General features: G+C 57.7%; 15 protein-coding genes. 5 read left to right on the top strand and 10 right to left on the bottom strand.

Going from position 1 to position 26,740, the window contains the following annotated elements; genetic code table 11:
- Positions 1-426: 426 nt before the first annotated feature.
- Positions 427-6,549, top strand: a complete 6,123-nt coding sequence (locus HMPREF3044_RS08275) for a YPDG domain-containing protein (RefSeq protein ID WP_246820969.1) — start codon at positions 427-429, stop codon at positions 6,547-6,549.
- Between the two features lie 687 nt (positions 6,550-7,236).
- Here the strand turns inward: HMPREF3044_RS08275 and HMPREF3044_RS08270 are convergent.
- Together HMPREF3044_RS08270 and HMPREF3044_RS08265 are read right to left on the bottom strand one after the other, a co-directional pair.
- The gene (locus HMPREF3044_RS08270; protein WP_070740771.1) at positions 7,237-9,288 is read right to left on the bottom strand and encodes a YhgE/Pip domain-containing protein; all 2,052 of its coding nucleotides are present in this window, start codon (positions 9,286-9,288) and stop codon (positions 7,237-7,239) included.
- Between the two features lie 3 nt (positions 9,289-9,291).
- Positions 9,292-9,933 (bottom strand): hypothetical protein, encoded by a 642-nt coding sequence (locus HMPREF3044_RS08265; RefSeq protein ID WP_070740768.1) that lies wholly within the window; start codon positions 9,931-9,933, stop codon positions 9,292-9,294.
- A gap of 92 nt (positions 9,934-10,025) precedes the next feature.
- Between HMPREF3044_RS08265 and HMPREF3044_RS08260 the strand changes: the two genes are divergently transcribed.
- Positions 10,026-10,589, top strand: a complete 564-nt coding sequence (locus HMPREF3044_RS08260; RefSeq protein ID WP_070740765.1) for a TetR/AcrR family transcriptional regulator — start codon at positions 10,026-10,028, stop codon at positions 10,587-10,589.
- Between the two features lie 326 nt (positions 10,590-10,915).
- On the opposite strand, the gene HMPREF3044_RS08255 is transcribed toward HMPREF3044_RS08260, so the two are convergent.
- The 6 genes from HMPREF3044_RS08255 to HMPREF3044_RS08230 form a co-directional block, all read right to left on the bottom strand.
- Complete coding sequence (locus HMPREF3044_RS08255; protein ID WP_246820967.1) at positions 10,916-14,491, bottom strand: DEAD/DEAH box helicase family protein; 3,576 nt, start codon at positions 14,489-14,491, stop codon at positions 10,916-10,918.
- A gap of 207 nt (positions 14,492-14,698) precedes the next feature.
- Entirely contained in the window at positions 14,699-15,877 is a 1,179-nt protein-coding gene (locus HMPREF3044_RS08250) for a restriction endonuclease subunit S (RefSeq protein WP_070740759.1), read from the bottom strand.
- The gene (locus HMPREF3044_RS08245; RefSeq protein WP_070740757.1) at positions 15,874-17,475 is read right to left on the bottom strand and encodes a type I restriction-modification system subunit M; all 1,602 of its coding nucleotides are present in this window, start codon (positions 17,473-17,475) and stop codon (positions 15,874-15,876) included. Before HMPREF3044_RS08245 ends, HMPREF3044_RS08250 begins: the two co-directional genes overlap by 4 nt.
- Positions 17,476-17,746: 271 nt before the next feature.
- Positions 17,747-18,454 carry a hypothetical protein gene (locus tag HMPREF3044_RS08240; protein ID WP_070740755.1) on the bottom strand — a complete coding sequence of 236 codons (708 nt, stop codon included), beginning with the start codon at positions 18,452-18,454 and terminating at the stop codon, positions 17,747-17,749.
- A 505-nt stretch (positions 18,455-18,959) separates the two neighbouring features.
- A complete protein-coding gene (locus HMPREF3044_RS08235) occupies positions 18,960-22,139 on the bottom strand; it encodes an AAA domain-containing protein (RefSeq protein WP_070740752.1) in 3,180 nt (1,059 codons plus the stop codon).
- A gap of 373 nt (positions 22,140-22,512) precedes the next feature.
- Positions 22,513-22,755: a helix-turn-helix domain-containing protein gene (locus HMPREF3044_RS08230; RefSeq protein WP_070740748.1), complete on the bottom strand. Its 243-nt coding sequence runs from the start codon at positions 22,753-22,755 to the stop codon at positions 22,513-22,515.
- A 125-nt stretch (positions 22,756-22,880) separates the two neighbouring features.
- Here HMPREF3044_RS08230 and HMPREF3044_RS08225 point away from each other — a divergent pair, with 125 nt between their 5' ends.
- Both HMPREF3044_RS08225 and HMPREF3044_RS08220 read left to right on the top strand, forming a co-directional pair.
- A complete protein-coding gene (locus tag HMPREF3044_RS08225) occupies positions 22,881-24,137 on the top strand; it encodes an ATP-binding protein (protein ID WP_070740745.1) in 1,257 nt (418 codons plus the stop codon).
- A 150-nt stretch (positions 24,138-24,287) separates the two neighbouring features.
- The gene (locus HMPREF3044_RS08220) at positions 24,288-24,575 is read left to right on the top strand and encodes a hypothetical protein (protein ID WP_141759664.1); all 288 of its coding nucleotides are present in this window, start codon (positions 24,288-24,290) and stop codon (positions 24,573-24,575) included.
- A gap of 269 nt (positions 24,576-24,844) precedes the next feature.
- Here the strand turns inward: HMPREF3044_RS08220 and HMPREF3044_RS08215 are convergent, their stop codons facing one another.
- On the bottom strand, positions 24,845-25,435 hold the full coding sequence (locus HMPREF3044_RS08215) for a hypothetical protein (RefSeq protein WP_070740742.1): 591 nt from the start codon (positions 25,433-25,435) through the stop codon (positions 24,845-24,847).
- An 82-nt stretch (positions 25,436-25,517) separates the two neighbouring features.
- Positions 25,518-26,288 (bottom strand): hypothetical protein, encoded by a 771-nt coding sequence (locus tag HMPREF3044_RS08210; RefSeq protein ID WP_070740739.1) that lies wholly within the window; start codon positions 26,286-26,288, stop codon positions 25,518-25,520.
- 264 nt (positions 26,289-26,552) lie between these two features.
- Here HMPREF3044_RS08210 and HMPREF3044_RS13240 point away from each other — a divergent pair.
- On the top strand, positions 26,553-26,740 hold a 188-nt coding region (locus HMPREF3044_RS13240; RefSeq protein WP_210400541.1), incomplete at its 3' end, for a transposase.

The following is a 26,740-nucleotide window of genomic DNA, read 5'->3' as shown; positions in this document are numbered from 1 at the left end:
GGTGTACTCATCCAATAAGGATCGAATACTGCTCCTAGTACATGTGCACCGGGAAGTGGTGGAACCCGATGGATCAGCCCCCGATGCCCTCACGCCGAGAGCGTACCATCAATGTTTCACCAGCCCACAGAGTAAAAAACAACTCTATTTAGACACACGTTTGGCGCTTAACCCCAACTCCGCCGTGGCTGGGCTGGACTTCCCCATCGCCTTTTTCCGGGGCACCTCGTGGCGCTTATCGCCGTCCTCCGGTACTACTGCGCGCCTGCAAACCGGTTCCTAGCGTGTGCCGCTGAGAAAAGATGTATGGTAGCTCACCGCCAATTTTATATGCGCTGTGAAAAACCTGGTAAAATATTAAAGAGTCTGGACTCAAAACCTTCAATCCAATCCCTAAAAAATATACGAGTAGGAGAGTGATCCACCGTGGAGACCAAAGGTGGTTCGAACGCCCCGAAGCCGCGCAGGCGCGTCATTTCAGTCATTTCATCCATCTCTCTGGCTTTGGGAACGCTAACGGCTGTGCCACCGGCGTTCGCGGCGGAGCTCGTGGGGGAAGATATCACCGCGGAGCAGAGTGACACCTTCATTGAAAAAAATAAGCAGAAGGTCTCTGACATCAGCGGTAATCGCAGCTGCGTGGTCGAATTTTATGCTCCGCTGGATGCCGAGCCACGGGCCGGCCTGGAGCTGTTTACCATCAACCCCAGCGCAGGCTCGCCGGATAAGCGGGCCTACGGCTTTCAGTATCGCATCACCAATTCTCAGGATCGCACTTTTGCCAACCTCATCGTGAGCGATTCGGGCCGGTTTACGGCGATTGCGCCCGAAGATATCCCGGCTATGGCCGAAGGCTCCGAGCTTGGTACTAATACAGGTTTCCCCAAGGTCAACCGCGTGAGCACCAAACCAATGAGCGTCACAATTAAAAGGCAGACAAACATTGAACTGGCCGAGAATTTTTCCGAGGGCGACGTGAAAAATATGGCCACGTCCAAGGGCATCGTCTCGGCGTGGAAGAGCAAGTACACGGAAGATAACCCGAAACTCAAAGCCTTTGTGGGCTCGAACGCCTTTGTCAGAGCCCAGGTCAACCCCTGGCCGAGTGAGCAAGTCAATTGCTCGCCCATCACTATTGACTGGTCAAATGTGGATAAGGCCGTGATCAAGCCCGGCGAGCAGGTGAAGATCGGCACGATTAACGCCGACGATGACTCGCTGTCACGCATCAAGGTCTCGGCCAAGACCCAAAGGGGGAGCTATGCGGGCGAGGTGCGACGGGACGGGAAAGACCTGTACTACACGTGGCCTAAGTTCATCGGTGAAAAGTGGGCGGACGATGACACCGTGAGCTTCACCGCCGTCGCCCTGCCCCGCGACCTCGATCAGCTCAAGGCAGCGGCTACAGATCCGGTGAATCACGAGCCCGACGACGATACCTACGTCTACCAGTCATCGATCGATTCGCTGGAAAGGTACAAGGTGGCCAATGAGATTTCCACCCACACCATCACCACGGACGATGAAAAGTACCACGATCCGCAGTATGATCCGTCGCAGGTGCAGATTATTTCCGGCATTACAGACGGCAAGCCGGCAACCAGCGCGCAGTCGGTGACCTTCACCGGGATCAAGGATAAGATCGCGGACTTGGTTAAAAACCAGCTGGCCACGGTGGAGCTTGATACCGAGCTCGTGCAGCCGGGCTGGGAGGCCGAGTTCGTCGATCCCGCCAAAGGCGATTACACGGTGAAGGTCACAGCCCCGTTTGGTGGCGGCGAGCCGCGGCCGGGCACCTTCTCCCAGCCGGTGGTGAAGGTGACCTACACCAACGGGTCGGTGGATTCCATTCCGCTTCTTGCCATAGTGAGGCCCAATAACACGCAGGTCACAGACGTGACCTATCCCACGGAGCCGGCCACGGGCCTGCAGGGCGCGGAGCTTACGCAGCCTGTCGCACTCAAGCGGATCCTGGGCAAGGGCTCCCCGGTTAAACCCACAAGTTACGAGGTCGTGCCGGGTAGTTACCCGGAGGGCTGGACGGTGACCGTTGATGCAGACGGCACGGTGCATGCCACCTCGCCCAAGGATGCCCCCAACAACTCCTCCATTACTCCCAAGGTGAAGGCCACCTACCCCGATGGCACCACCGATGTTGTTGAGGCGCCGTTCCAGGTGGTCACCAGCATTAAGGTGCCGGATTACGGTTCCACCGCGGGTGTGGTGAAAGATGAGCTCTCGCTCACGCCGGTCGAGCCGAAAAACGGACTGAGCGGCAAGCCCGATGATGCGATGCCCACCTCGTACTCGTTCCAGGATGGTACAACCGAGACCACCTTTGGCGATTGGAAGGTGAAAATTGATCCCCACACCGGCGAGATCAGCACCACGGTGCCGGATACGGCGCTGCCGGGGGCGTTTCTCACCGTGCCGGTGGTGGCGCACTACGACGGCGGCGTTGCCGATCAGACCATTACGGGCACGTTCCGCGTGAACGGCAAGGGCGACGGCAAGGATGCCGCCGAGTACGTGGAGCGTGTCACCACGGCCGGCAACCCGGTGGAGAGCACGATTAGGACGCAGCTCAGCGATCCAAAACTTGCCAAGTACGAGCTTCCTAAGAAGCTCCCCCAGGGGTGGACAGTGACCGTCGATGAGTCGGGTACCGTCACGGCCACACCGCCCAAGGATGCGCAGCCGGGCGATAGCGCGACCATTAACGTCAGCGTCAGGTACCCGGATGGCACCAAGGCATTGGTGCCGGCGGAGTTCACCGTCGTCGGCGCGGATAAGGACGCCAACGATCCGTCCTACGCCACGGTCAGTGGCAAGCCGGGCACCAAGACCACCAGCAAGGTGGATACAACCCGCATGCATGCACTGTCTGAGCCCAAATACTCCATCATCATGGATCCAAACGAGCCCGGTTATATCGCACCGCCTCGCAACATCACGTGGGATATGGTGGAAATCGACCCGGAAACGGGCGTTATCACCACCCCGATTAGTGATAAGGCCGTTCCCGGCAGTTCCGCGGATATCCCGGTGAAGGTGACCTACAAAGATGGTTCCACCGATACCACCTTCGCCACCGTGGTTGTGGTGGGCGATCAGTCCCGCGTGTATAGCCCGGTTTACAACCAGTCCACTACCACCCCCGGCAACGCTGTGACCAGCAATATCACGCAAGGCTCTCAGCCGCCTGTCCGCGATCTCCAGCCCACCACCCCGTACGAGGTGCCAAGCGACATCAACGGCTGGAAAGTGTCGGTGGATAAGGACGGCAAGGTCACGGCCACCCCGCCGGCGAATGCCCGCCCGGGCAACCACATCGATGTGCCGGTCACCGTTCACTACCAGGATGGCAGCTCGGACGTTGTGTACGCCCCGTTCGTGGTGAACCTCACCAATAACTACGAGGCCACGCCCGTCTACCCGCCCAAGACGGTGGTCCCCGGCGAGACGGTGACGAGCCCGCTCAACCTGGACAAGCCCGATGATGTCAACGTGTCGGCCAATGATCCGTACGCTATTGAGGCATCGGATACGGTCAAGCCCACCGGCAATAACAACCAGTTTGGCAACCCCGAGTACGCGGTGACCACCGACCACGGCACGTGGACGGTGAGCCTTGATAATAACGGCAACGTTGTTGCCACCGCCCCGAAGGAGGCCCAGCCCGGCGATATGGTGTCGGTGCCTGTGAAGGTCACCTACGCCGATGGCACCACGGACGTGAGCTCCGCGGAGATCAACGTCGCTGCTCAGCCCACTCGTCCGATCCCGTTCACGGTGGAGTACAAGTACGATCCCACGGTTGAGTCGGGGACGTACAAGACCGAAACCGTGGGCAAGCCCGGTCTCGCTGAGCTTCAAAACGGCGAGTGGGTGACCACCAAAGAGGCCGTCAACGAAGTTGTCATCGTGGGCACCAAGCCAGCTCAAGATTCTGTCTCCTGGACGGTGCCCGTGCCCTACCAGACGGTCCTGCGCGAGAACAAGGACCTTAAGCCCGGCGAGACCCGGGTGGTCCAGAAGGGCCAGAATGGCGAGCTGAAAAAGACGGTGAACTTCGAGGCCACCGGCGGGAAGGCGACGTCGACAAGCGAGGAGACCACTAAGGACGCCGTCCAGGAGATCATTGAGTACGGCCCCAAGGCCGGTGCCACCGAGCTCGTCACCACCACCACCAAGCCGGTCCCCTTCACCACTGAGGTCACCGTCGACCCGGACCTCGCCCCCGGTCAAAAGGTTGTTGACCAGGCTGGTGTCCTCGGTGAGGATACGGAGACGTCCACTCAGAAGCTTGTCGACGGCAAACCCAGCGGCGACCCGCAAGTGACAACCAAGCGGACAAAAGAGCCCGTGAACGAGAAGATTCGCGTCGGTGCGCTGACTGCGAATAAGAATGTCACCGTCACCGATGTCGATATCGCCTATGAAACCCAGATAGTCTTCGATCCGTCGATGGATGCGGGAACCCAGGAGGTAGCCCAAGCCGGCAAGCCGGGTGTTCTCCGTATCACCACCACCAACACCATCGAAAACTCCGTGGTCACCGACACCCAGTCCAGCCAGGAACGGGTGACCGAGCCTACCCCGGAGATCATCCGCGTTGGCACCAAGGGCGCAACCCCCACCTGGACTAGGTCCACGGCCTACGGCGTCAAGGTAGTGGAGGATCCGAGCCTGCCCGCAGGCGAGCACCGCGTGGAGCCGGGTGTGCCCGGTGAGACCAAGTTCACCCTCGGAGACGACGGCGAGGTAACAAAGACCGTGGTGACCGAGCCTAAGGACGAGGTCATCACCATCGGTACCGGAGAAAAGCAGACCGAGATCACCGAAGCGGTCACCTCACCTGTTCCGTTTAACACCAAGGTGATCGTCGATGACACGCTGGCAGCCGGCACCGTGATCACCGATGCCGAGGGCGCCAACGGTGAGGAGGTCACCACCAAGGTGTGGAAGCTTGTCAATGGCGAGAAGCAGGGTGACCCCACCACCACCACCGTGAAGACCGCTGATCCGGTCGACCGCGTCCTCCGCGTGGGTACAAAGTCGGTGAACATCCCGCCCACCTACGCCAAGGTGGACCAGCAGCCTGGCTCCTCCGCCGAGGTTCCGGTCTTTGAGAAGTCCGTCTTCCCCGAGGGCGCGTCCTATGAGATCGATCCCTCCTGGAAGCCCGGCATTGAAGGCTGGACCGCCACCGTCGATGAGAACGGCACGGTGACCTCCATCGCGCCCAAGACCGCCAAGCCTGGTGATAGCGTTGTCATCCCCGTGAAGGTGACCTTCAAGGATGGCACCAGCACTCTCGTCCCGGCGATGGCCGGCATTCCCGCCAACCCCAACAATGAGTCCACCCGCGTTCAGTACGAGGTGGAGAGCGTGAACCCGGGCGAGCCGGTCACCAACCAGGCTGACCCGCAGGGCACCGAGAACACCTTCGAGGTTCCCGCCACGGTCAAGGGCTGGACGGTATCCGTTGATGATAACGGTAACGTCACCGCCACCGCGCCGAAGGACGCTCAGCCTGGCGATTACGTCAAGGTCCCGGTCACCGTCACGCCGAAGGACGGTAGCGCTTCCTACACCTCTTACGCCGTGTTTACCGTCCTCGGCGGTGGCACCCCGAGTACGCCGGACAATCCGACCGTTCCGGACAAGCCGATTGTTGAGCGCACTCCTACCTATCCGTCGCAGGTGATCACCACCGATAGTGGCAAGACGGTCACGATCCCGGTGTTCTCTGGCCACAAGGACGGCAACACCTACGAGCTGGGTGAGGTCCCCGAGGGTTGGACAGCGACCATCAACAAGGACACCGGCGAGCTCAAGGTCACGCCTCCGGAGACCGCCAAGGATTCTGTGGTGGAGATCCCTGTCAAGGTAACCACCCCCGATGGTCACGAGCTCACCACCACCGTGGTGGTCACGGACCAGCGAAACGGCAGCACCCCGAAGCCGGACCCAGATGCCTCCGGCTCGTCCGAGGAGCAGGTGCAGCGCTGCTTTGCCAACGCCTTCGCCACCAACAGCCCGATCCTCTGGCTCCTGCCGGTTGCCATCCTGGCGGCCATTGGCGGCCCGATCTCCCAGGCCCTCCAGCCGCAGATCAACGCCGCCAACGCCCAGTTCAACGCCCTGGTCCGCCAGTACCAGGAGCAGTTTGACAGGCACCACGATAACTGGGGCGACCACGGCCGCCAGGGCCGCCGCGATGATCGCCCAGAGTGGATGCGCGAGGCTCAGGCCCAGATCGATGCCCAGATCCAGGCCATCAACCAGCAGTTCGCCCCGCTTGGCGAGCAGCTCAGGCCGCTTGGCTACGCCCTCGGTGCCCTCGGCATCGTGGCCCTTGCCTCCACCCTCATCGCCCAGGCCTGCCAGCCCGAAGGGTTCGACCACGGAATGACCATCCTCGGCTCTTCCGAAGAAACCCAAAATGGCTCCTCGGAGCAGGGCAAGGATAACAAAAGTTCCTCCTCCGACAAGGGCAAGATCTATGACGCGATCATGAACGGTTCCTCCGACAAGAAGAACTAGTTCACCAGCTGCATAGACTCACAGGCGTGGTCACCATCTCATTGGTGGCCACGCCTTTTCTTATTCCCCATGTTGTTTTTAAACCTCCACGTTGAACCGCCTACTTACACCAGCCGCTTCATGCCGCTTTCAGCCAAAAAATAGGTCTTTGTTTCCACCGGGTCGTGACATCCCCTACGCACTCAAGGTCACGCGCACGCTGGCGATCCAACGAGCGGAGTGCGCAACGGCGCACTGTTTGCCTGAATATGCCCAATCATGTTGGCGACAAGAATCAATAACCGCCCGAGCGCGTCCGGTAGTGCGCAGCGGCGCACTATGCGCACACTCAACCCCATGCCGTCCGTCCGCATTCATTGCGCAACGGCGCACTGTTTGCCTGATCATTCCCGGTCATGTTGGCGTGCGCATAAACTGAAACCCGTATAAGCCCGAGTGTGTTTGTTAGTGCGCAACGGCGCACTCGTGCTCCACATGTCGCGCTATGGCATCGGCGCTTCTAAGAACGGTAGTTTTCTTGCACCTCTGGAAACCCCGATATCGTTAGAACCGAGGACTGTAAACCGGTAACAAATTAGAGGCTCAAGAAAGATTACCGCGCTTTAGCACCCCCCAAAAAACCCAGAAACCCCCAAAAGCCCCAGACCCGGCAAAAACCAGGTCCAGGGCCTTAAATACAACCGGGGTCTAGAGTGTGAGCTCGGGGTGGAGGTCCTTGCGCATCATGACGCGCTCGCGGTAGTTGGAAAGCACGGTGATGAGGATGCCGCCGATGAGGAGGCCGAGGAGTACCCACATGGCCGTCTCCGGCCGGGGGTCGCCGGGGAAGTTGCCTACGAGGACGTGGCGGAGCAGGTCGGTGGAGTACCGCATCGGATCCCAGGTGTGGACCCATTGGATAAACCCTGGTTGCACCTCCGGCGGGTAGAGGCCGTTGGAGGAGACCAGCTGCAGGGACATGAGCGCCATGACGATGACTCTGCCCACGGTGGCGCCGAAGAAGGAGTAGATGGATAGGACCACCATGTTGAAGGCGGCGCCGATGAATACCAGTGCGCCTACATATTGCAGTGGGTGGGCGGGTTCGATGCCGATGAGTTCAGTCTGCACGAGTGCGAGGAGCAGGGCCTGGATGGTGCCCACGATGAGCCCGGGGACCATGATCGTCATTGCCGCGCGCAGAGGTGAGGTGCCGGAGTCGATGGCGCGCCTGTTGATGGGTTTGAGCACCATGTACAGGATGAGGGAGCCAAGCCACAGGGACAGTGAGAGGAAGAAGGGGGAGAGCCCCACGCCAAAGGTGGTGAGCGTGTCGGCCACGAGGTTCTTCCCTACGGGGTGGCTGCCGGCCGTAGCGGCGTCGTCGCGCGTGGCGTCGTCGTCAAAGCGGGGGAGTTTCTCGGCGCCCTCAGACAGGGAGAGCGCGAGCTTACCCGCGCCGTCGTCGAGCCGGACGGCGCCGTCGCTGAGGTCACCTAGTCCCACAACGAGCTGGTCGGATCCGGCGGCGAGTTGGGAGGTTCCGTCGGCAAGCTGGTGGGTGCCCACCACGAGCCGCTGGGTGCCGTCGGTGAGAGTTGTGGTGCCGGCGAGCAGGGTGCCGGAGCCGTCTTTGAGCCTGGTGAGCCCGTCGACAAGCGATCGTGCGCCCTGGGTGGCCTGGTCGATGCCTAGGCGGTAGTCGGCGGAGGGATCGCCGAGCTGGTAGGCGAGCTGGTGGGCGCCGTCGCGCAGGGCGGCGATCTGGCCGAGCGAGCCATTGGTGGTGATGGAGTCGCGGGTGGCGCGGACCTGGGCGGCCAGGCCGTGCGCCTCGGGGTAGGGGAGCGCGTCGAGCTGGTCAGCTGCCTGATTAAGCTGGGCGACGATGCCGTCCACCCCGGCGGCGAACCCGGTGAGGGTGTCCACGCCGCCGGAGATTTTACCTGCGCCGTCGCCGAGCTGGGCGGTGGCGCCTTGGAGTTTGGTGAGTCCCCCGGATAGCTGCGTGGCGCCGTCGAGCGCGGTGCCGAGACCATTGTCTAGCTGCGTGGCGCCGTCGTGTAGTTTGCCTGCGCCGGCATTGAGTTCGTCGGCGCCACCGGCGAGCTGGGCTGCGCCGTGTGCTGCTTCGCCGAGTTTCTCGTTGAGCGTCCCCGCGCCGGATTTCGCCTTGTCGGCGCCGTCGTGGAGCTGACCTGCGCCATCGGCGAGCTGACCTGCGCCGTCGACGGCCTTGTCCATCCCCTCGCCCACGGTGTTGAACCCCACGAGCAGCTGGTCCACCACCTCGTGCGAGACGGTGGTGGAGATGGTGTCGGCCATGAGCGTGGTCGCCTGGTTCCCCAGCATGCTGGTGATAAACCCGTTGGCGTTGTTGAGCGTCACGGCAAGCGTCGCCTGGTGCGGGTTGTCGGATTTGATGCTGGTGACCGAGTCGGTGAAGTCGCTGGGGATCTCCATCCCCAGGTAGTAGGTTCCGTCGGCGATGCCCTTCTCGGCGTCCTCGGGGCTCACCACGTGGAAGTCCATCTCGTTGGATTCCACGAGCTTGTCGGCAACTGTTTGCCCCTTGTCGCCCGCGTCGGAGTTGACAATGGCCACGGGCACCTTGTGCAGGTTGCCTAGCGGGTCGGCGTAGCTCCACACAAACAGGCCACCGAACAGCAGCGGCAGGACGGAGACCACGAGGAAGGCGAGCGGCGGGATAACGCCGTGCCCAAAGCGCCTGGCGTTTGTTCCAAGATGAAATGCACCCATTTTTTATCGCTCCCTCAGGTCGATGATGGTATCTGCAATGTGATAGGCGTCGGGGTTGACCGACGAGGCGATGACGGGGAGTTTCTCCGCCACAGCCTTGAGGTTTGTTAAAAGCTCGTCGCGCAGGTCGACGGCGCGGAGCTGGTCGATGTCGTCCACGATGAGAAGGTCGGCGTCGGGTCTCGCAATAAGCGCGCACAGCACGCGCACGCGGATCCGGTCAATAACCCGCAGGCTGCCAATCGCGGTTTTCGGGTCGATGTCGAGCGCCAGTGGCTCAAGCCACGGCTCGGCGAGCGCGTGGCTCATGGGGTCCTTAGGCGCCGGCTTGTACCACGGTTGCGCCCACGCTATTTGTTCCCTGATGGTTTCCTTCGCGCTGGTTGCGCGTTCCAGGGTGTCAATCTCCGGGGCGCCGGCGAGCGCCACACGCTTGAACAGTTTCCTGGGCTCGAGGGTTTCTCCGCCTAACGCCACGCTTCCCGCGCGGGGCCGGACGCGGCCACCGAGGATGAGACTCAACTCGGTGGCATGGGACTCTCGCCCCTGGATGAGGAGGGTGAGGCCCTCGGTGACATCCATGGTGATGGGCGGGCGGTCGTCGGCCACCTGCAAATCACGTGCTGAAATTACAGCTTCGTCCATTCTTACTCCTCTAAACGGAGGTTTCACTATCACTTACGGTTGTACTATAGTTACGCCCGTCACAAAGACTTGTCAAGTAGAAAGGATAGTTCATGCGAGCAGACGCTGCGAGACGGCGCCAGGCCATCATCGACGCAGCCTGCGACGTCTTCCGTCATGTCCCCGCAGGTGAAATCACCCTCGATGACATCGCGTGCCGCGCGGGCGTGGGCATCGCCACCCTCTACCGCAACTTCCCCACCCGCCACGATCTCGACGTAGCCTGCGGTTACTATCTTCTCGACGGCCTCCGCGAACGCATCCTTCGACTCTCCCGCGAATTCGACGCGGACCCCCGCGGAAAGTGGTTGGACTTTGTCTGGAGCCTGGTCAACGACGGCATCGGCACGCTTGTCACCGTCCTCGCCCCCGAGGATCCGGCGCTCATCCCCGCCGGTGTCTCCGCCAAGCGCGAGGAGCTCATCGAGCTCATGAACGGTTTCCTCACCCAGGCCGAGCGCGCCGGGCTCGTCCCCCCGGGCCTTGGCTCCGATAAGCTCGCCGCCGAGCTCGTGGTGGTGTGCCGCCCCATGAGCCGCTCCCTTTCAAGCCTCGACCCCACCGTCCGCGACCGGCTGGTCCAGCGCCTCCTCTACTGCTGGGAACACGAGCGCTAGCCGCGCAACGCCCGCGCGATAATGGCCGCCTTCTCACGTGTTGGCACCGAGGCGCGCCGGGCTAGGAGCTCCTGAGGTGTCATCTCCTCTAAGCGGTCGGTGAGCCGGTTGTAGATCCCACACGCCCACCCGCGCCCCCCTCGGTAGCTTGTCGATGTCTCCCTCGGCCACCGCGAAATCCTCACGAATATCCGTGATGATGGCGTTTTTGATTCTAAGGTTGGGGTTCGCTCTCTGAGGTATGTTCCGTTTTGGGCAGAAACCAAGGACTCAGAGTGAGCCGGTGTACCTTACAAGGCCTACAAACCTGGACTACTCTAAGAAAGCTAGCTCACCTCCGCCGTCGCGTTTATCCGATCAATGTGCGTGTGGATCTCGATGATCTGGGCGGGCTCGAAGAGATCGAGGACGGAGTAGGCGTCCAGTGGTGGGGCGCTCAAGTCCCCAATGTGGACGCTACCCTGTTCCACGATGTGGCTGACGAGTTCGCGCATGAAGCCGATTTGGTTGGCGGTGAGGTTAGTTCCATCGAGGAAGCCCGCGAATTCTGCGCGAACTGCTTCGGCGTCAAGTCCCACCAGGCGGCGGATGAAGAGCCCCAGGTTGTCGCTGCCGGGGATGCTCCTGCGCACCTGCTCTACGGTTTCTTCGCCTGCTTCGGCGAGCAGCATTTCCAGTGCTTTCATGTCTTCGGCGGTCAGTGGCCTGGCGGTGCGTAGTTTCTGCATGGCTGTGGACTGGGCGTGGCTGGCGAGGAATTCCTTGAGCCGGGCCTCGGCGCGGGATTCGCCGATGAAGGTGGAAGCGTGGACGGGGCTGAGCTCGGTTTGCTCGAGCTCACCGAAGGTGTCTTCAAAATCGATGTCCACAAAGTTGCGTTCGCCCTTGGGTATGAATTCCGCCAGCTCACGGATGACTACGCGGGCGATGTCGAGGTCTTCGAGGGTGATGCCGTCCCACCACGCGGGGTCCGCCACCTGTTCAAGTACAGTGGCGTGCTTTTGCACGGGGGCGAGGTCCACGGCGAGCAAGTCGCCGGCGGTGGTGGAGAGCTTCTGCTTGTTCCCTGCAAAGGAGGCATCTTCTTCAAGCAGTGCGAGCTGTAGCTGCAACACGAGGAGGTCGATCTGCTTGGCGGAGGGTTTTTCCTTCACGGTGGCGGTAAACGGCAGATGGGCGACGTGCTCGGCAAGTTGGGTGACGTCGTCGGCGGAAAGATGATCCCACGCAGAATCCGTGTAAAAGGCGTGGATGACGGGCCTGTCGCTCGGGCGCACCAGCACGTGGCCCTCTGGGACGCTGCGCACAAGCTCGTGGAGCTTAGTGGCAAGGCCGTCGCGCAAACGAGAATGCGCAGATAAAGAGTCCGATTCGTCGAGAAGCCTAATGAGCTGCGCGCGAGCAACAAACAACCGTTCCGAGAGCGTCGCCTGGCGGGTGCCTGCGGGGTCGGTAACGGGCTTGTCGCTGAACATCTCCACGTTGCCGCAGTAGTCAAAGATGTAGAAGTTTTCCTTGTCGCGCCCCGGGCCGAAGAGGTTCGGGCTAAGCCTGGTGCCGCGGCCGACCATCTGCCAGAACTTGGTGGGGGAGTACACGGGTTTGAAGAACACGAGGTTGACCACCTCGGGCACGTCGATGCCGGTGTCGAGCATGTCCACGCTGATCGCGATACGGAGATCGCCGTCGATCTTCTTGAATCGTTTGATGGCCGCTTCCGCATACCGTGTGGAGTGCGTGATCACTGCGGCGCCGTCGCCGCCAAAGGCCGGAAAGTGTTTGTTGATCTCTTCGAGTATGAGATCGGCGTGGTGCTGGGTGCGAGCGAAGATGATCGTCTTCCCCAACCTGTCACCGTCAACCTTGTGGCCACATTCGATGAGGTTGCCCACTACCTTACGGATGGTGTCGCGGTTGTAGAGGATCCGGTTGATCTCGCCGGGGGAGACGCCATCGGGCGGCGGCAGCGCGTCTCCGTCTTCGTCGGTTCCCCAATCCTGGTTGTCCCAGGCCACCTTTTGTTCAGGGGAGAGGTCGTCGTAGCTCACTCCGGCTCGCAGGAAGAGGGAGTCTTGCTTGAACGGGACCGGCGGGACGAGGTACCCGTCCTTGATGGCCGCTTCGAGGGAGTAGTTGCCGGTGGGTTCCCTGCCATCGATGTGGAACAGGGCGAATGTGTCGTGGTGGATATCGGCCTTCGGCGTGGCGGTGAGTCCTACTACGTAGGAATCGAAGTACTCGAGGATGCGTCGGAACCGGTAGTAGATGGAGCGGTGGGCCTCGTCGATGATGATGAGGTCAAAGTCGAAGGGGCGGAACTTCGCCTCCGATGTCCCGTCGTCGCTGATGAGTCCCATCATCGTCTGGTAGGTGGAGAAGTACACCTCGCCCACCTCGTCTGCGTCTTCCAGCAGGTTGACCGGCGCGCACTCGGGGTAACTGATCTTGAACGCGTCGCACGCCTGGGCAACAAGCGCCTTACGGTCGGCGAGGAACAACACCCGGCCCACCCACTGGGCACCACGCAGCAGCTTGGCCAGCGCCATCGCCACACGGGTCTTACCCGTTCCGGTGGCCATCACCAAAAGAGCCCGCCTGCGGCCCTCGGAGTCGAAGGCCTCGGTGACGTTCCTGATCATCTCCAGCTGGTAATCGCGCCCAGCGATGTTCGCGTCGACGGGCTCGCTAGCTAGCGGCAAACGGCCAGCGCGCCGGGCAATCATGGTGCGCAGCTGATCGGCGGTGGGGAAGCCCTCCACCTCGCGGGCACCGTAGCCGCGCCCCGTGCCCGGGAGGCTCGCGGCATCGTCGACGAGCTGGATGTGGTAGCCGTTGGTGAGGAAAATGACGGGGCGAAGCCCGGTTTCGCGCTCGAGGCAATCGGCGTACAGCCGCGCCTGCTCCGCCCCGGCGTTCATGCTCTGCGCGGATTTCTTCGCCTCCACCAGGGCGAGCTTGCGTCCGTCCGGCCCCACGAGAACGTAGTCCACGTACCCCTGGCCGGTGTGGTTTTCTGCGGACAGTGGCATCCCCGTGACGGGGTATTCCACGAGGATGCTGGAACCGAACGCGAACCCCGCGCGCTCCAGCTGCGGATCGATGAGGTCCTTGCGGGTCTGCGCCTCGCTGACGGTGGGCGGCAGCACCTGCTTCTGTGGCACGGCGAGCCTCGCCTGCTGGGTGACCAGCTCCTCGCGGAGCTTGGCGATCTCCTCCTCCAGCTTCTTGGTCAGCGCCGCCTGTTCCTCGGCGGACTTGGCCTTGGCTTCAAATCGTGCGCGCTCGCGGGCGTGCGCCTCCGCCTGGTCCTGCTTTTCCTGCTCCGCCTTGCTCAACAGCAGCGCCTGCTCCGCGAGTTCCTTGTCTTTCCCCTCCAGCTCTCGGTCCTTGCCGGCAAGTTCCTCCGCAAGCTTCTTCACCTCCGCGTCGGAGGCGCGCTTGGGCGCGGGTGTGCCCGCTGGTGGGCGCAGGTAGTCGTTGTTGAATGGTGTGGTTGGTTGGAGTTCAGGGTGCGGGGAGTGCGTGGCGACGGCCCAGGCGAGGACGTCGAAAAGCTGTTGGGTAACGCGCACCGCCTGCTCCGGGGTGATGCGCCTCGCCCCGTGGGAGGCATCATTTCCGGCAAGGCGGATGGCGTGCAGTTTGGCGCGGATCTGCTCGGTGGTATATGCCTCAAACCGGGGATCGGTGAGCAGATCGATGAGTTTCCTGCCGTGGAAATCACCGATTTTGCGGAGCCGCCAGATGTGCCTGACCAGTCGTTCGAGGATGGGGCGGGCGAACATTGTTGCCATCGCCGGGTTGCCCAGCGCGTTGCGCTCCACCCGGATCGCATCGACGCCGAGCTCGCCGAACGCTTCCACGGCGAAGGCGAAGTTCGTGTGGGCGATTGTGGCACTCATGCGGTTCTCCATGCGGTCATTTCAACTGTGACGGATCTTCTACGTACATTACCCGGGGTAAACCCCCTCGCGGGCCCACTTGCGAACGCGTTTTCGCACGCCTTCGCTTGTCGACGCTCCCCCTTTCGGTTTTCGGGAATGTTGCGGTGGGTGTCAGCAGAGGTGGTCAATGTGTACCGCCAACCTCGCTAATTGTGAAGGCGAGTGCTAGAGCTCTCCTGTGAAGGCGCGGGTGGAGAGGGAGGACTGGAGCTCGATGAGTGCCTTAAGCTTTGCTCTGACAATCGCTCGGGTTTGGTCGGAGGCTTGGATAAGTTTCGCAAACCTCTCTTGGAACTCAATAGGTGGAACTCGTATCTTGAGTTTTTTGAGCTTACCAACATTGATTCCAGGCATTACAGCTCCAGGACTAAGTTTCCGAATCTGACTTTGGATGCAGTGATCGTAGTGCAATTGATGTAGCAAAAACGCCGGGTTAATGTGAGGGTTATCAACTCGGATTCTCAGAAGGTCTGAATGCATTATCCCATGTGGTAAGGAACGCGGGTAGAGAGAGCAATTTCCAATTGTCCCTTTGCGTGTCATTAGAATATCCCCAGGCCGTACATCGTAGGATGCTAGCTGTTCAGCTTTCTCTCGTGCGAGAAACTCCCACGGAGACAGTTCGAACCGAGAATTTACGCTCTTGATTCCTATTAGGGGAACCCCTTGTGTTTGAAAATCAGCTTGTTTTAACTGGGTGCCGAAAGGCCCACATTTAATTGCGTCTTTAGACTTTCCTACCTCCGTCAGCAAGACTTCGGGCGATTCAAATCCAGAAAAAAACTCAGAATATGCTGCTTTAGCGAAGTTTTCTAAATTGTCTTCCACCGTCTTCGTAGTTTCGATCATCCGTGACGTGGCATCGAGCATTTCTGCTATCCTCCGCTGCTCCTCGAGTGGAGGGAGGGGGACTGGTAACTGGAGGAATGCCTGGTCTGTAAGACTTCTTCGGCGCGCGGTTGTGCCTTGCAAGCGTGCTCGATAATATGAAATCGCAATATTAGAACGTAGATACCGTCTTAGGTAATTCAGATTGCAGACGGATGAATCTTTGAGTTCCCATATTTTGTAAGCTGGACTAACAATTCCAGCTTGTACAAGAGTTTGGAAGTCCAGTACTCCTTCATCGATGGGAAATCCGACGACTAGTTGGCCGTTTTCAACTACCTTGTATTTTTCCGTATTCTTTCCGGCGATTCGTTTCTTGAACCGTTCCTTTTGTAAGACCATCCCATGTTCCATGGTCATCGAAAGCACTGGATACTCTTTGGATCCGGCAGTTTGACTTTTTGCACGGGTGATCAGGTTTCCGAGTTTCACTGTTGGCCAATTGTTGTGCGTCATTGATCGTCACCTCCTTGTGTTTTAGTGACGAGCATCTCTTCAAGTTTCGCTAGTTCTTTTGTGATTTCTTCATCCAGTTGTTGGATTTCTTGGAGGATGTCGAGGGGGTTGCGGGTGTCTTCCTGGTTGAGGACGATCTCCTTATAACGGTTCATGGAGAGGTCGTAATCGTTGTCGCGGATCTCGGCGGCGGGGACGGTGAATGACTGATCGGTGCGGGTGCGATCCTTCTCCGTGTCGTGGCGGTGCGGGAAGCGAGCCGCAACGTCGGGAAGATTGTTCTTTAACAACTGATCGTCGGAAAGCTGGGCAGGATCAGGGGAGTCGTTGACCACAGTGGGATCCTTGGGACGGACCGTGGGGGAGGGACCGAGGCGATTCTCGTCCAGGAGAGGGGTGCGTTTATCGTCGAGGGAGTACCCATCGGCGCGCACCTCGTAGAACCAGACGGAATCCGTCGCGGCATCGTCGGCGCGGGTGAAACACAGGATGGCGGTGGACACGCCGGAGTAGGGCTTGAACGTGCCGGAGGGAAGCTTGATCACGGCGTCGAGCTGCTGGTGATCAACGAGCTCCTTCCGCAACGCCTTGTGGGCCTTGGTGTTGGAAAACAGGACACCTTCCGGGACGATAACGGCGGCGCGGCCACCGAGGCGAAGGAGCGTGAGGAAGCGGGCAACGAAGAGGAGCTCCGTCTTCTTAGTAGTGAAAAGGGTGGTGAGCTCCTGATCAATGGAGTTCGCGTCCACGCTGCCGGAGAACGGTGGGTTGGCAAGGACAACGTCGAAAACGCCGGTAGGGGTGTTCTCCAGGGGCTGCAGGGAATCCTGGTAAGAAATGTTCGGGTTATCAAAACCGTGGAGGAAGAGGTTCATCGCCGCGAGACGCACCATGGTGGCATCGGAATCGTGGCCGGTGAGACCCTCTTCTTTGAACTTGTTGCGAATGCGCTCATCGCGGAGATCGGACTTGTGGTGATCCTTGATCCACTCGTTGGCACCTACGAGGAAGCCCGCAGTACCGGCGGCAGGATCGATGATTTTCTCCGTTGGCTTTGGCTGAATGAGCTTTACCATGAGATCGATGATGTGCGTCGGCGTGCGGAACTGGCCGTTCGTGCCCTGGGTTGCCAGCTTGGAAAGCACGTACTCGTACAGATCGCCGAGCATGTCCTTGTTGGTGAACTCAAGATCGTCGATACGCTGCATGACGCTCGCCAGGGTGGCAGGATTATCGATCTGGAACTGGGCGCGCTTGAGGAAATTGCCAAAGGGACTCTTGTAGGGATAGTCCTCGTTGGCGGTGAGGAAAGGAAAAACATGCTCCTCGAAGGCCTCCACGCGCTTCTTATCCTTGAGGGCTAGCAAGTCGCGCCAGCGAAGCGGCACACCGGCTTCGGTCGCTTCTGCGGGGAAAATATCCTCGCGGTCCTGGCCAAGGAGGCGCCACTTCTCAATCTCGTCCTGCTGCTTATCCAGATGTTTGAGAAACAACAGGTAGGTGAACTGTTCCACCACCGTAATCGGGTTGGCGATGCCGCCCGCCCAGAATGTGTCCCAGATCCTGTCCACCTGGTTTTTCAAGGAGCCCGTAATCATGATTTAAGAATAGCGGAGGGGTAGATTCGGTAAAAAATTAAATCAACCAGGATTTGCATGTCAAGGTCAACAACGCCAGGGATCGTTCAAGGCTCAGTTACAATCTCATCCTAATTTTGCGTACTACATGGAACTCAGAAAAACAGTTGTTTTAATTTTCAGTTTTGGGTTTCCTTGCATTACAGACTTCGAGATTCTGGCTTGATTTTTGGTCCACTGTAAGGTTTCGAAGCTAATTAGGGAGCATCCTCTTACTCCCCTTAATTGAGGACTAAAGAATACTTCGCACGAAATTGATTATGTCTGGCACAACATCACCGATTTCCTTCCACAATTCAGATGCGGAATTATTTCCAATGGAAGTGCCGAATGCCTTAGCGGCCGCTTTAGAAAGCCCCTCAATAGTAGCTTGTATGATGCCTTTTCTATCGTCCTTTTGTGAAAGGGATTCGATTTCTTGCTGGGTGTCGGTTTCACCATGACTGGCGAAGATATCGGCAATAAGCTGGATTTTTTCCGCGCTAAGCGTCTTCGCGATATTATCTAATTCGTTCGATTGATTATTTGTTATGTCGCCAAAAATACTCCCATTGATGATTGAGCCTATATTATTGCTGGATATATTAATATTACTCGGCAAGGTACTACACTCGTGTTGATAGATAGCTTCTTCAAGGTTGAGATTTTCTCTCTCCATTTTGTCATGAATCAGGTGGCCATACTTGGTTAGGTGTACATGCTGTATATTTCGGACCGGGGAACGGTGATCGTAGGTAAGCAATTTCTTCTCGCCTAGCATTTTTATAATTTCAAAAGTCTCATAAAGGTTGATGTTTTTATCGCCGAATTTGCTCCTACCACTAAAGTTTGATAGGTCATCAGAGCAATCTAGTTGTCGGTAGACTCCTTCAAAAATTGTTTCTTCGTCGATTTTGCACTGGGGGCGTTTGTGGTAAGAATTATGATCTTTTCTAGACATGTTTTGACCCTATCAGAGAGTCAAACTTGTTGTTGTGTACTCGCAATCTTCGGACTACTAACTACCCCGAATCGACAGTTAACGAAAAATAATGCTGGGCAAAGTAGGAAATTGGTCACGTAATGGAATTGGAAAATACTCTTTGCTGGAGTCCGAGGGTTGTTTCTATCAAGAATTGGGGCAAGATGCCTACAAGAAGACATCCCAGCGCCTTCGAACAATAATTGTAAGTAGTCCACAACAGCACAAAATTCGACCTGAAAATCTAGTTGGTGGTTCGCAATTCTTTCGTGATGAAGATTTTAATTCCTATCCAGGTGTCCGTTTGGAACACCAACGGAATGGGGTTGATTGTGGAGTAGGATCTGCTCGATGTCTGATTGATTCGAGAGCTCAGCCCGTGAGGGGCTACAGACAAATTCACTATACGAGTTATTAAAAGTAGGACTGCACCAGGATCGGTGTCACTTGAACGCGATGTTCTAACCGTATTTTTGTGGAAACATTAGAGTTGCCCGGTCAAGTAAAGGGTCTTGAGGAGTTCCTGAGCTGCTTCCGTGTACTTGATTGCAACGTAGTGGCGCCCGTATTTGTCCACTCCGGGATCCTCAACTACTCCCACGGACTTGCCTACTGCAGTTGGGGCCCAGGCCCCGGGGTTTCCAGCGAGTATTCCTGCGACATGGAGACGTTTGTTTAAGTCCTTGGCGGTGAGCGAACTATCTCTGGCTGTAAGAACGCCCTCCTCCCGCCAACGTTTGATTAGCTTGGAGGCAGAGATTGGTGGGGCAGGCGGGACAGAATCCTCCAGCGCTGTGGGAGGCTCAACGTCGACTGAATCTTCCTCAACTTCGGGTACGAGGGGCGGCTTTTGCGCATCAGGTAATTCGGATTGTCTTGTGGCGTACTTCGACATGACTTCGAACGCAGCGCCGGTATCCCACCGATTAATCGCACCGAAAACCATAAACATGTCTTTAGCTCGAGAAACAGCGACGTTGATGAGTTCGAGGTTGGAATCAATGAAGCTCGATCGGGGGCTGTTCTCACCATAAGTGGGGGAGAATAGGACAATGGGCCGTTCCGCACCTTGCAAGACATGTGCGGTGCCGACGGTAATCTTCTTCCAGATCTGATCAGGTAGGTCGCCGTCGTTTCGTATGAGTGCCTCTCTCTTGAGGACTTTCTTGATGAGCCTTGCCTGCGCGGAAAACGGCGTAACGACTGCAATGATTTTGTCCGCAGGAACCTTCTTGTTGGGATCGTCTTCTTGCTCGTTGTAAATCTCAAAATACTTGTTGAAATTGTCCAAGATCCAGCGGGAAATGGACACGGCCTCTGTTTCGTTTTTTCGGCTCGAACCCGATCTCGAATCCGCGGAACCCGGCACTTCCTGGAAGATAAAAGGATCCGAAATGCCGGCAAGTTTAGAATCTTCTGGTGAACGCTTGGGCTCTAGCAGACCGTCGTAAAGCAATTCGTTGCAGTAACCGATGATTTGTGGGTGGCAGCGAAAGTGCTCCGAGAGAAAAAGCCCATTGTGTTCTTTCCCCGGGTTACCGTAAGCGTACTTGGAAGCCGCCGATGCCACTCTCATGAGACTCGAAGGGTGTGAGCCAGTAAGACCTCGTGGTCTCAGCTGATTACGCCAGGCCTCATCTGAGATACCAAACCCATTAGCTTCAGCACGATCGGTTTCCTCATCGAGGGACCACACGGGCGGAAGCTGCTTTTCATCGCCAACAACCAAAGCACGCTTGGCAAGGCTAAAATTTGCTAACCCAACTGGACTATCAACCTGGCCAGCCTCGTCAACGATGAGCAAATCTATCCGGCGGAAATCATAATCATTCGGCGAGTCACCAGGAGTGAACAGCCGGAAATACCTGGGGACTTGGTAGCACGTCATCACAAAACACGGTGTAATTAACGGCGCTTGCTCCCAGTATTGGTTCATCACCAAACGGTCGTTCTTCCAGCGGTCTTCTTCATGGATAAACCCTTTACGCTCGCCGAGCTCAAGCCATTCCGCCTCGAAATAGTGGACCGCAAGCCAAAATTCCACGTAGCGGACGGTAACGTCGAGTAGCTCATCCAGTTCTGCGAGGGTGCTGCATGACGCAATTTCATCTATTCGCTGGTCGTTCTTAAAGAACGGAAACTTCTTCAGCCGCGCAGCATTTAATTGGAGCATCCGATTCACGTCGTTGTGGGGGCTTTCAGCCATAGCGTTGAGGAGGGCGACGCGAATGCGATCGACTTGGGTGAGCTCGGCATGGAGTTGTGCTCGGGTCTCCGTCACTGTTGCTGCTGCGGGGAAGAATCTCCTGGCGCGTGTTAGGTAGTAATCCGTAGCCGTAGCGATATATGCGGGATCTGAATACGTGGTGTAGGTGTGAGCTTTGGCCGTCGTCTCCACCAAATATTTCCTTCGTGCACTCTTGAGCCTTGCCTGAGAAGGACAAAACACAGCGAGTCCCTGGAGCGGAGCGTCATCTGAACCGTCAGTAGGTAACCACCGATGGTCAAGGGAGCCAAAATCCCTCTTAGTTACTGAAGCGAAAGATTCAATGATATTTGTTACAGCCTGGTTATTGGTAGAGGTCCCGACGATCACGGGTGGAGCGATTCCCTCTAAAGCATGCCGAGTGATGAGATTCGCTACCACCGCTTGGAGAAGCGTCGTTTTTCCTGTCCCAGGTGGACCACTGACAGCGGTGACTTCTCCGTCGTCACTTTGGATCGTGGCATGCAGTGCAGTGCGCTGCGACCGTGTTAGCGGAAATCCATCGCTCATATTGCCACAGGATCGTAGAGCAGAATCCAAGAAAACAGCAGGTGAAGAAAGATCTGCGGCGTGAATTCTGGGATGCTCCCATCCACGGATCATGCGAGTATAAAGTGCTGACTTGTCCTCGCTGGTTAGGTGTGAATAGAGATCCTGGATGGCGCGACTGGCAACAATCCTCGTGGCGGGGAGTACATAATAGTGGTCCACGTCCACGGCGTAGTCCGGATTATCTTTTTCGACTCTGGATTTGAAGGCGCTGAGATCAGACCCTGACACGAAGGTGAACATTTCCTCTGCCAGCGTGAGCTCCTTCAGCGGGTTAACTAGCTGCGCTAACCGCGGGAAATAATCTCCGACGGTGAAAGATCCAAACCGAGACAGGTCGCCCACCATAACAGGATGATCGATCCCGTTGGGGGTGCTCAACCGCTCGGACGGAATCCAAGGATTGACTCCGGGATCGAGCTCAAAACTTAGTTTTCCTTCGTGGGTAAGCTGGCCAGCTAGAAGAACAAGACCTTTCCCCTTGCCAGAGCTGTTCAACAACGTGACTGCGGAAATTATGAGGTCAAGCGGTTGAGGGGGCTGGTCCTTCGGCTGTTCACTCAGCGGCTTATTTCCTAACCGGAAAAGCCGCCTAGTAGTCTCACCGTCTAACTTGGCAGTCTTCAGTTCCGACTTCAGGATTTTAACAAAGCTGGGGTCGGTGAAAGTTACCTCTACAAGCTCGTTGCGCTGCAGTAAGCGAAGAAAATAGCGACTGACTTGATCAATTCGAACCGGCGGCTTACTCGGTGCAGATATTTCCGGCCTTTTGAGGCTTGTGACAGGATTCGAGGTGTCATTCTCTGGCTCGCTACTCCAGAGTTTCCGAAAGAAATCGAGGAATCCCATGGTTGAACCTTTCAAACCAGTTGACGCATCAGAGAGTTAAGCGAGCCGTCTAGAACTGCCGACTCAAAACAGATTCTAACTATGTTCGGAAGAAAGATCTGCCTATCGGTAATGGCCAATTGCTGAAGGTCTTGGTTTGTCCGCTAGTGTGGTGTATCTGTGAGTAACGATCTGTGCTGATGGCCAGCGTTAATTTATTAGCGGGCACCGTAACTAATTATTAGAAAGAAACTACTCACGAGATGACTTAAACAGTGGCGATCAGATAGTCAAAAGTGTTTCGCTCTTGGTCTTGTTTTAAACCGGGGACTACTCGCAGGAGACAAAGCGAAAGGGATAGGCAAGACCAGAGGGCAAGACGATAGTCTAACCTCTAGTTTTGCCCCCGAACCTGCCGCAGATACCTGTAAATAGATGGTTCGGATATTTCAAGGGCGTTGGCAAGGTCAGCGACGGAGCCTTTGAGCTGGAAATAACCGTCGTCGTCGAGGAGCTTGACTACGGCAAGCCGGTCTTCAGTGGAATAGTGGTCTACATCAACACTGCGTGAACCTCCGGCACGTGGCTCCGGTAGGGCCGGGATGGCCTCGCGCGGGGAGATACTGCTGGGTTGCATTCGCTAGTGTGCATGGCATAGTAGTGGAGTTTTTTACACCTCAGGTGTGGAGTTATCCACACCTCAGTAGTGGATTTGTCCACACTTGAGTAGTGAATTTCTCCATTCGGGGCTAGGGTGGAGTCATGGATACGTACATTCCGCGTGTTATTGATTCCGAGGTTGAGCGGGGCCTGCGCAGCGCTGGTGCGCTAGTAATCAAGGGGCCGAGGGCATGTGGGAAAACCCGAACGGCACTGCAACACGCGCTGTCAGCTATCCAGTTGGATAGAGATACGCCGGAAGCGGCAGTGGCGCGGATGCAACCTGCGGAGGCTTTGAGGGGGGAAAGGCCGCGGCTCATTGATGAGTGGCAGGCGGCACCTGGGGTGTGGAACGAGGTTCGGCACGCGGTGGATGACAGCCATCTCAAGGGGCAATTTATTCTTACTGGCTCTGCCGCGCCCGATGAGGTCGCGCACCGTCATTCAGGTGCAGGGCGAATCCGCAGCGTGGTGATGCGGACTCTCAGTCTGAGGGAGAAAGGTGTAGAGGCGGAGCCGGTATCATTAGCGCGGATCATTGACGGAACTCAGGAACCTACGCAAGGATCCAAGTTCACCGTTCCGGATTACGCCTCCCATCTCGTCGCGGGTGGGTTTCCTGAGCTTTTTAGCCTGGACCCAGCGGACGCGCAAGAAGCGATGGAATCCTATCTGTTTGAAATGAGTGAGCACGATTACCCAGATCTTGTCGGGCCCCGCCGTGACCCACGGCTTTTCCGTAATTTCTTGCTTGGATACGCAGGTCTCATAGCGCAGCCTGCCACTGCGGCGGCAATCCGGCGTCGCATTGGAGAGCTCAGTGGGGCACACACGCCGCCATCTCCGGAGACAGTAAACGTACTCCATGATTTCGCCACCCGTCTCTTCCTCGTCGAGGACCAACCGGCGTGGTCTCCGTCCGTGCGCTCGAAGACCACGCTCGTGCAGATGCCCAAACGTCACCTCGCCGATCCTGGCCTTGCAGCTGCCCTGTTGGCTGTGGGCCCTGACTATCTTCTTCGCGATCTGGAAACGCTTGGCATCTTCTTCGAGTCGCTGGTTGTCCATGACCTGCGCGTGTACGCCCAGGCTCTGCGCTCGCGGGGCGTATTCCATCTGCGGGACACAAAGGGGCGCGAGGAAATCGATGCGGTTGTTGAGCTTCTCGACGGCCGGTGGTTGGGCTTTGAAGTTAAGCTCTCCCATCATGCGATTGATGGTGCCGCAGCTCATCTCAAGGCGGCGGCCGCCAAAGTCGTGCCGGAGGCGGCGGCACTCCTCGTCATCGTGCCCACGGGTCCCGCGTTTCGGCGCGCCGACGGCGTGTGGGTGGTACCGCTCGCAGCGCTCGCGCCGTAACGGTGAGGCCGATGAACATCGTGCGAGAATGGCGCCTATGGACCTCAAGTTTTAGCTTCCGCAGGGTTCGAGGAACCGGCGGACCCCAGCGACCGGCTGTCAGATGTGGCCGGGGTTCGTGTTGTAGAGCTGGAACTAGGGTTCAATCGCGTGGAAGAGTACGCGGACGCCTCCGGCGCGTCGATAAGCTATATCGAAACGGGGACGGGCCTCAAGGCCAAGAGCTCGCCCTGGCAGGGGGCATCAAAACCGGTGTCGGCGCACGTGTGGCAGCTCGCGCCGGGGCTCGTGTGCGTGCGCGTCGTCGATCTCCACGGTGCCATCATTAAGCGGGTGCTTGCCAACGTCACCGGTCCGCAACTGTACCCGCAGTTCATCGTGGCAACTGAACCGGTCTCGTGCGCCGACTCAGTTAACGGTGTCCAAGCTTGTCGATGAGCCCGTCAAAGTTGGCCACGCGCTGGAAGAAGAGGCGGTCTCCTGGGTAACGGGGTGCCCACAGATCCCGCTGGCGCTTGCAGACTAGGTCTGCTTCGGTTTCGGGCAGAAGAGGCTGGGATTTGCAGGCGATGGCAACACAGAAAACGGGCCCTCGTTTTCTGAGAGCCCGCAACCTGTTGTTCTTCCTTTTCCCGTAATGCTCACCAATGCCACGGGGATTTACGGGGAAACCCGTGCGCGCCGGGGCACAGCGTAGAGGGGTTAGCCTACGGCAGCATGGCCTGGATCTGCGGGGGAAGCAGGGGCGTAAGCTGCGGGAGGGCTGCGATGATGAGGCCAAGAATGACCACAATGGAGCTGACGGCAACAACGGCCTTGCCCGCGTCATTGAGGTGTCCATCGGCGGTGCTCAACGCGGAGTCCGGGGATTGGTCCTGTGAGGGAGTGACGATGGACTCGGTGTCGCCTTCTTTGCCTCGTGCGCACTTGTTATAGGCCTGGTTCAGCACGGTAAGTTCGGCAATGCGCTCCTTGATCGGGTTGGCCAAATGATTGTACCTGTCCTGGGAGATGCGGTGGGCGGCAAGCCTATTGTCCAAGTTCTTGAGGGCGACCTGCTGTACAGCAATGTCCGCGCCGGTGGCCTTCGCCCGAAGCGATGCCTCGTTGAAGGTGATCGGGTCGCTAGCTACGAGAGCGGCTTCGGGGATGCGGTTGGATTCTTCGGCGGTGAATGAGATGGAGCACTTGTTGTCGGTGATCTTCACGGTGGCGGCATTCGCGGCCGGAACGCACATGCCTACGGCGAGCGAAGTGGATACTATGGTGGCAACGGTGCGCGTGGATAGCTTTTTCATTGTGGACCTCCTATTCGGGGATAATACGGGTACTGCGAAAGGGTGCAGTGAAAGGGTGCAGTGTTGATGTAGCTTTCAACTATTACATAGCGTGATACGCGCCGAACGTTACAAGGATGGATTGTTTAGTCACGCTAGTCGGAACCTCTTTGGTCTCTGTCACAGTAGTGGTCACCGGCGCCGGTTGCTTCGGCGTGGCTGTCACCGTGGTTGTTGCGGTCTCGCGGGCAGTTGTCGCGATCGGCGTGGGCTGCTTTGCAGCAGCGTTTACTGTCACGGTTTTAGTTATGGGTGCCGGAGCTGGAGCCTTGACGGTCGTAGTCTTCCAAACAGTGGTTGGAACCGAGACTTCTTCCTTGGTGTCCGGCTTCGGAGCTGGGGTACTAACTGATGGAGGATTATCGGATTTCACTGAAAGATCGTCTTGCACGACACCATAGCCAACAAGGATAGTTTTGTATCTTCCTTCGGGATTGCATTCAAGGAAAAGGCTATCCCCTGGAATTGGGCTTGAAGCATAGGCCGGGATCATCCAATCGTAGAGCCGGGTTTCTCCCGCTTCAATGTAGTGTTGGTGGGAAAGGTTCCATTTATTAATTTCCTTCCTCGCCGTCAACCGATCGAATATTTTTGATGCTGCCTTAGAATCGCGTTCTGCTTTCGAGTAATAGGTTCCAGGCTCATTCCAAGGCGTGAAAATGGGCTCAATGTATTTCTTTCCTGAGACCTCCAATGAGCAGAAAAGTTCTTCATTTGTCGGGTTGGTGATGGTGATGCCGTCGGCAGCGTAAGAGTCGGTGAGGCCAATGGCTGTCCACTCTTTGGATTCCGTGGGCTGGGCTGTGGCGGCCACGACACCGCCGGCGGTTACAGCATGCGCTGCAACAATCGGAACTGCGACTTTTGAAATTTGTATAAATAAAAAATCAACAGACGAGGGCCGGCGGAAGTACCCGGAAATTGGATACGTGTTCGAATCCGGTTGGTTGTGTCCAGTAGCGTGGTGTATGAGTTACTGCGGTGGTGGCCCTGTTTATAGGTAGGGCGACCATCGTGGGACCTGTCAAATCAACTGCTAGATTTCCTTGAAAGGATGAGCGGAGCTGACCCCGTTTGTGTGGACACCCTGATTCCCGGCTTGTTGGGTCGGGGGAAAGGTAGTCTACTGTCATGCCGCGTAGAAGTTTTTCTTAAGGAGTTCAAGCGCGATGCGGTCGCGATGTATGAGAACAATCCCGCTGTGTCGATGAACCAGGTCTCCAAGGATGTGGGCATCAATCGAGCCACACTGCGTTATTGGATCGA

Origin of the sequence: Corynebacterium sp. HMSC073D01 (assembly GCF_001815555.1) — a bacterium.
GTDB classification, from domain to species: domain Bacteria; phylum Actinomycetota; class Actinomycetes; order Mycobacteriales; family Mycobacteriaceae; genus Corynebacterium; species Corynebacterium glucuronolyticum.
Note: the sequence above shows the minus strand (reverse complement) of the source record. Positions and strands in the feature narration are given on the sequence as shown.

Bases quoted from the DNA above. Each gene is read 5' to 3' on its own strand.
- HMPREF3044_RS08215 (WP_070740742.1), bottom strand. From the start codon at position 25,435: ATGAAAAAGCTATCCACGCGCACCGTTGCCACCATAGTATCCACTTCG.
- HMPREF3044_RS08250 (WP_070740759.1), bottom strand. From the start codon at position 15,877: ATGACGCACAACAATTGGCCAACAGTGAAACTCGGAAACCTGATCACC.
- HMPREF3044_RS08235 (WP_070740752.1), bottom strand. From the start codon at position 22,139: ATGGGATTCCTCGATTTCTTTCGGAAACTCTGGAGTAGCGAGCCAGAG.
- HMPREF3044_RS08240 (WP_070740755.1), bottom strand. From the start codon at position 18,454: ATGTCTAGAAAAGATCATAATTCTTACCACAAACGCCCCCAGTGCAAA.
- HMPREF3044_RS08255 (WP_246820967.1), bottom strand. From the start codon at position 14,491: ATGAGTGCCACAATCGCCCACACGAACTTCGCCTTCGCCGTGGAAGCG.
- HMPREF3044_RS08265 (WP_070740768.1), bottom strand. From the start codon at position 9,933: ATGGACGAAGCTGTAATTTCAGCACGTGATTTGCAGGTGGCCGACGAC.
- HMPREF3044_RS08230 (WP_070740748.1), bottom strand. From the start codon at position 22,755: ATGCAACCCAGCAGTATCTCCCCGCGCGAGGCCATCCCGGCCCTACCG.
- HMPREF3044_RS08260 (WP_070740765.1), top strand. From the start codon at position 10,026: ATGCGAGCAGACGCTGCGAGACGGCGCCAGGCCATCATCGACGCAGCC.
- HMPREF3044_RS08270 (WP_070740771.1), bottom strand. From the start codon at position 9,288: ATGGGTGCATTTCATCTTGGAACAAACGCCAGGCGCTTTGGGCACGGC.
- HMPREF3044_RS08225 (WP_070740745.1), top strand. From the start codon at position 22,881: ATGGATACGTACATTCCGCGTGTTATTGATTCCGAGGTTGAGCGGGGC.
- HMPREF3044_RS08245 (WP_070740757.1), bottom strand. From the start codon at position 17,475: ATGATTACGGGCTCCTTGAAAAACCAGGTGGACAGGATCTGGGACACA.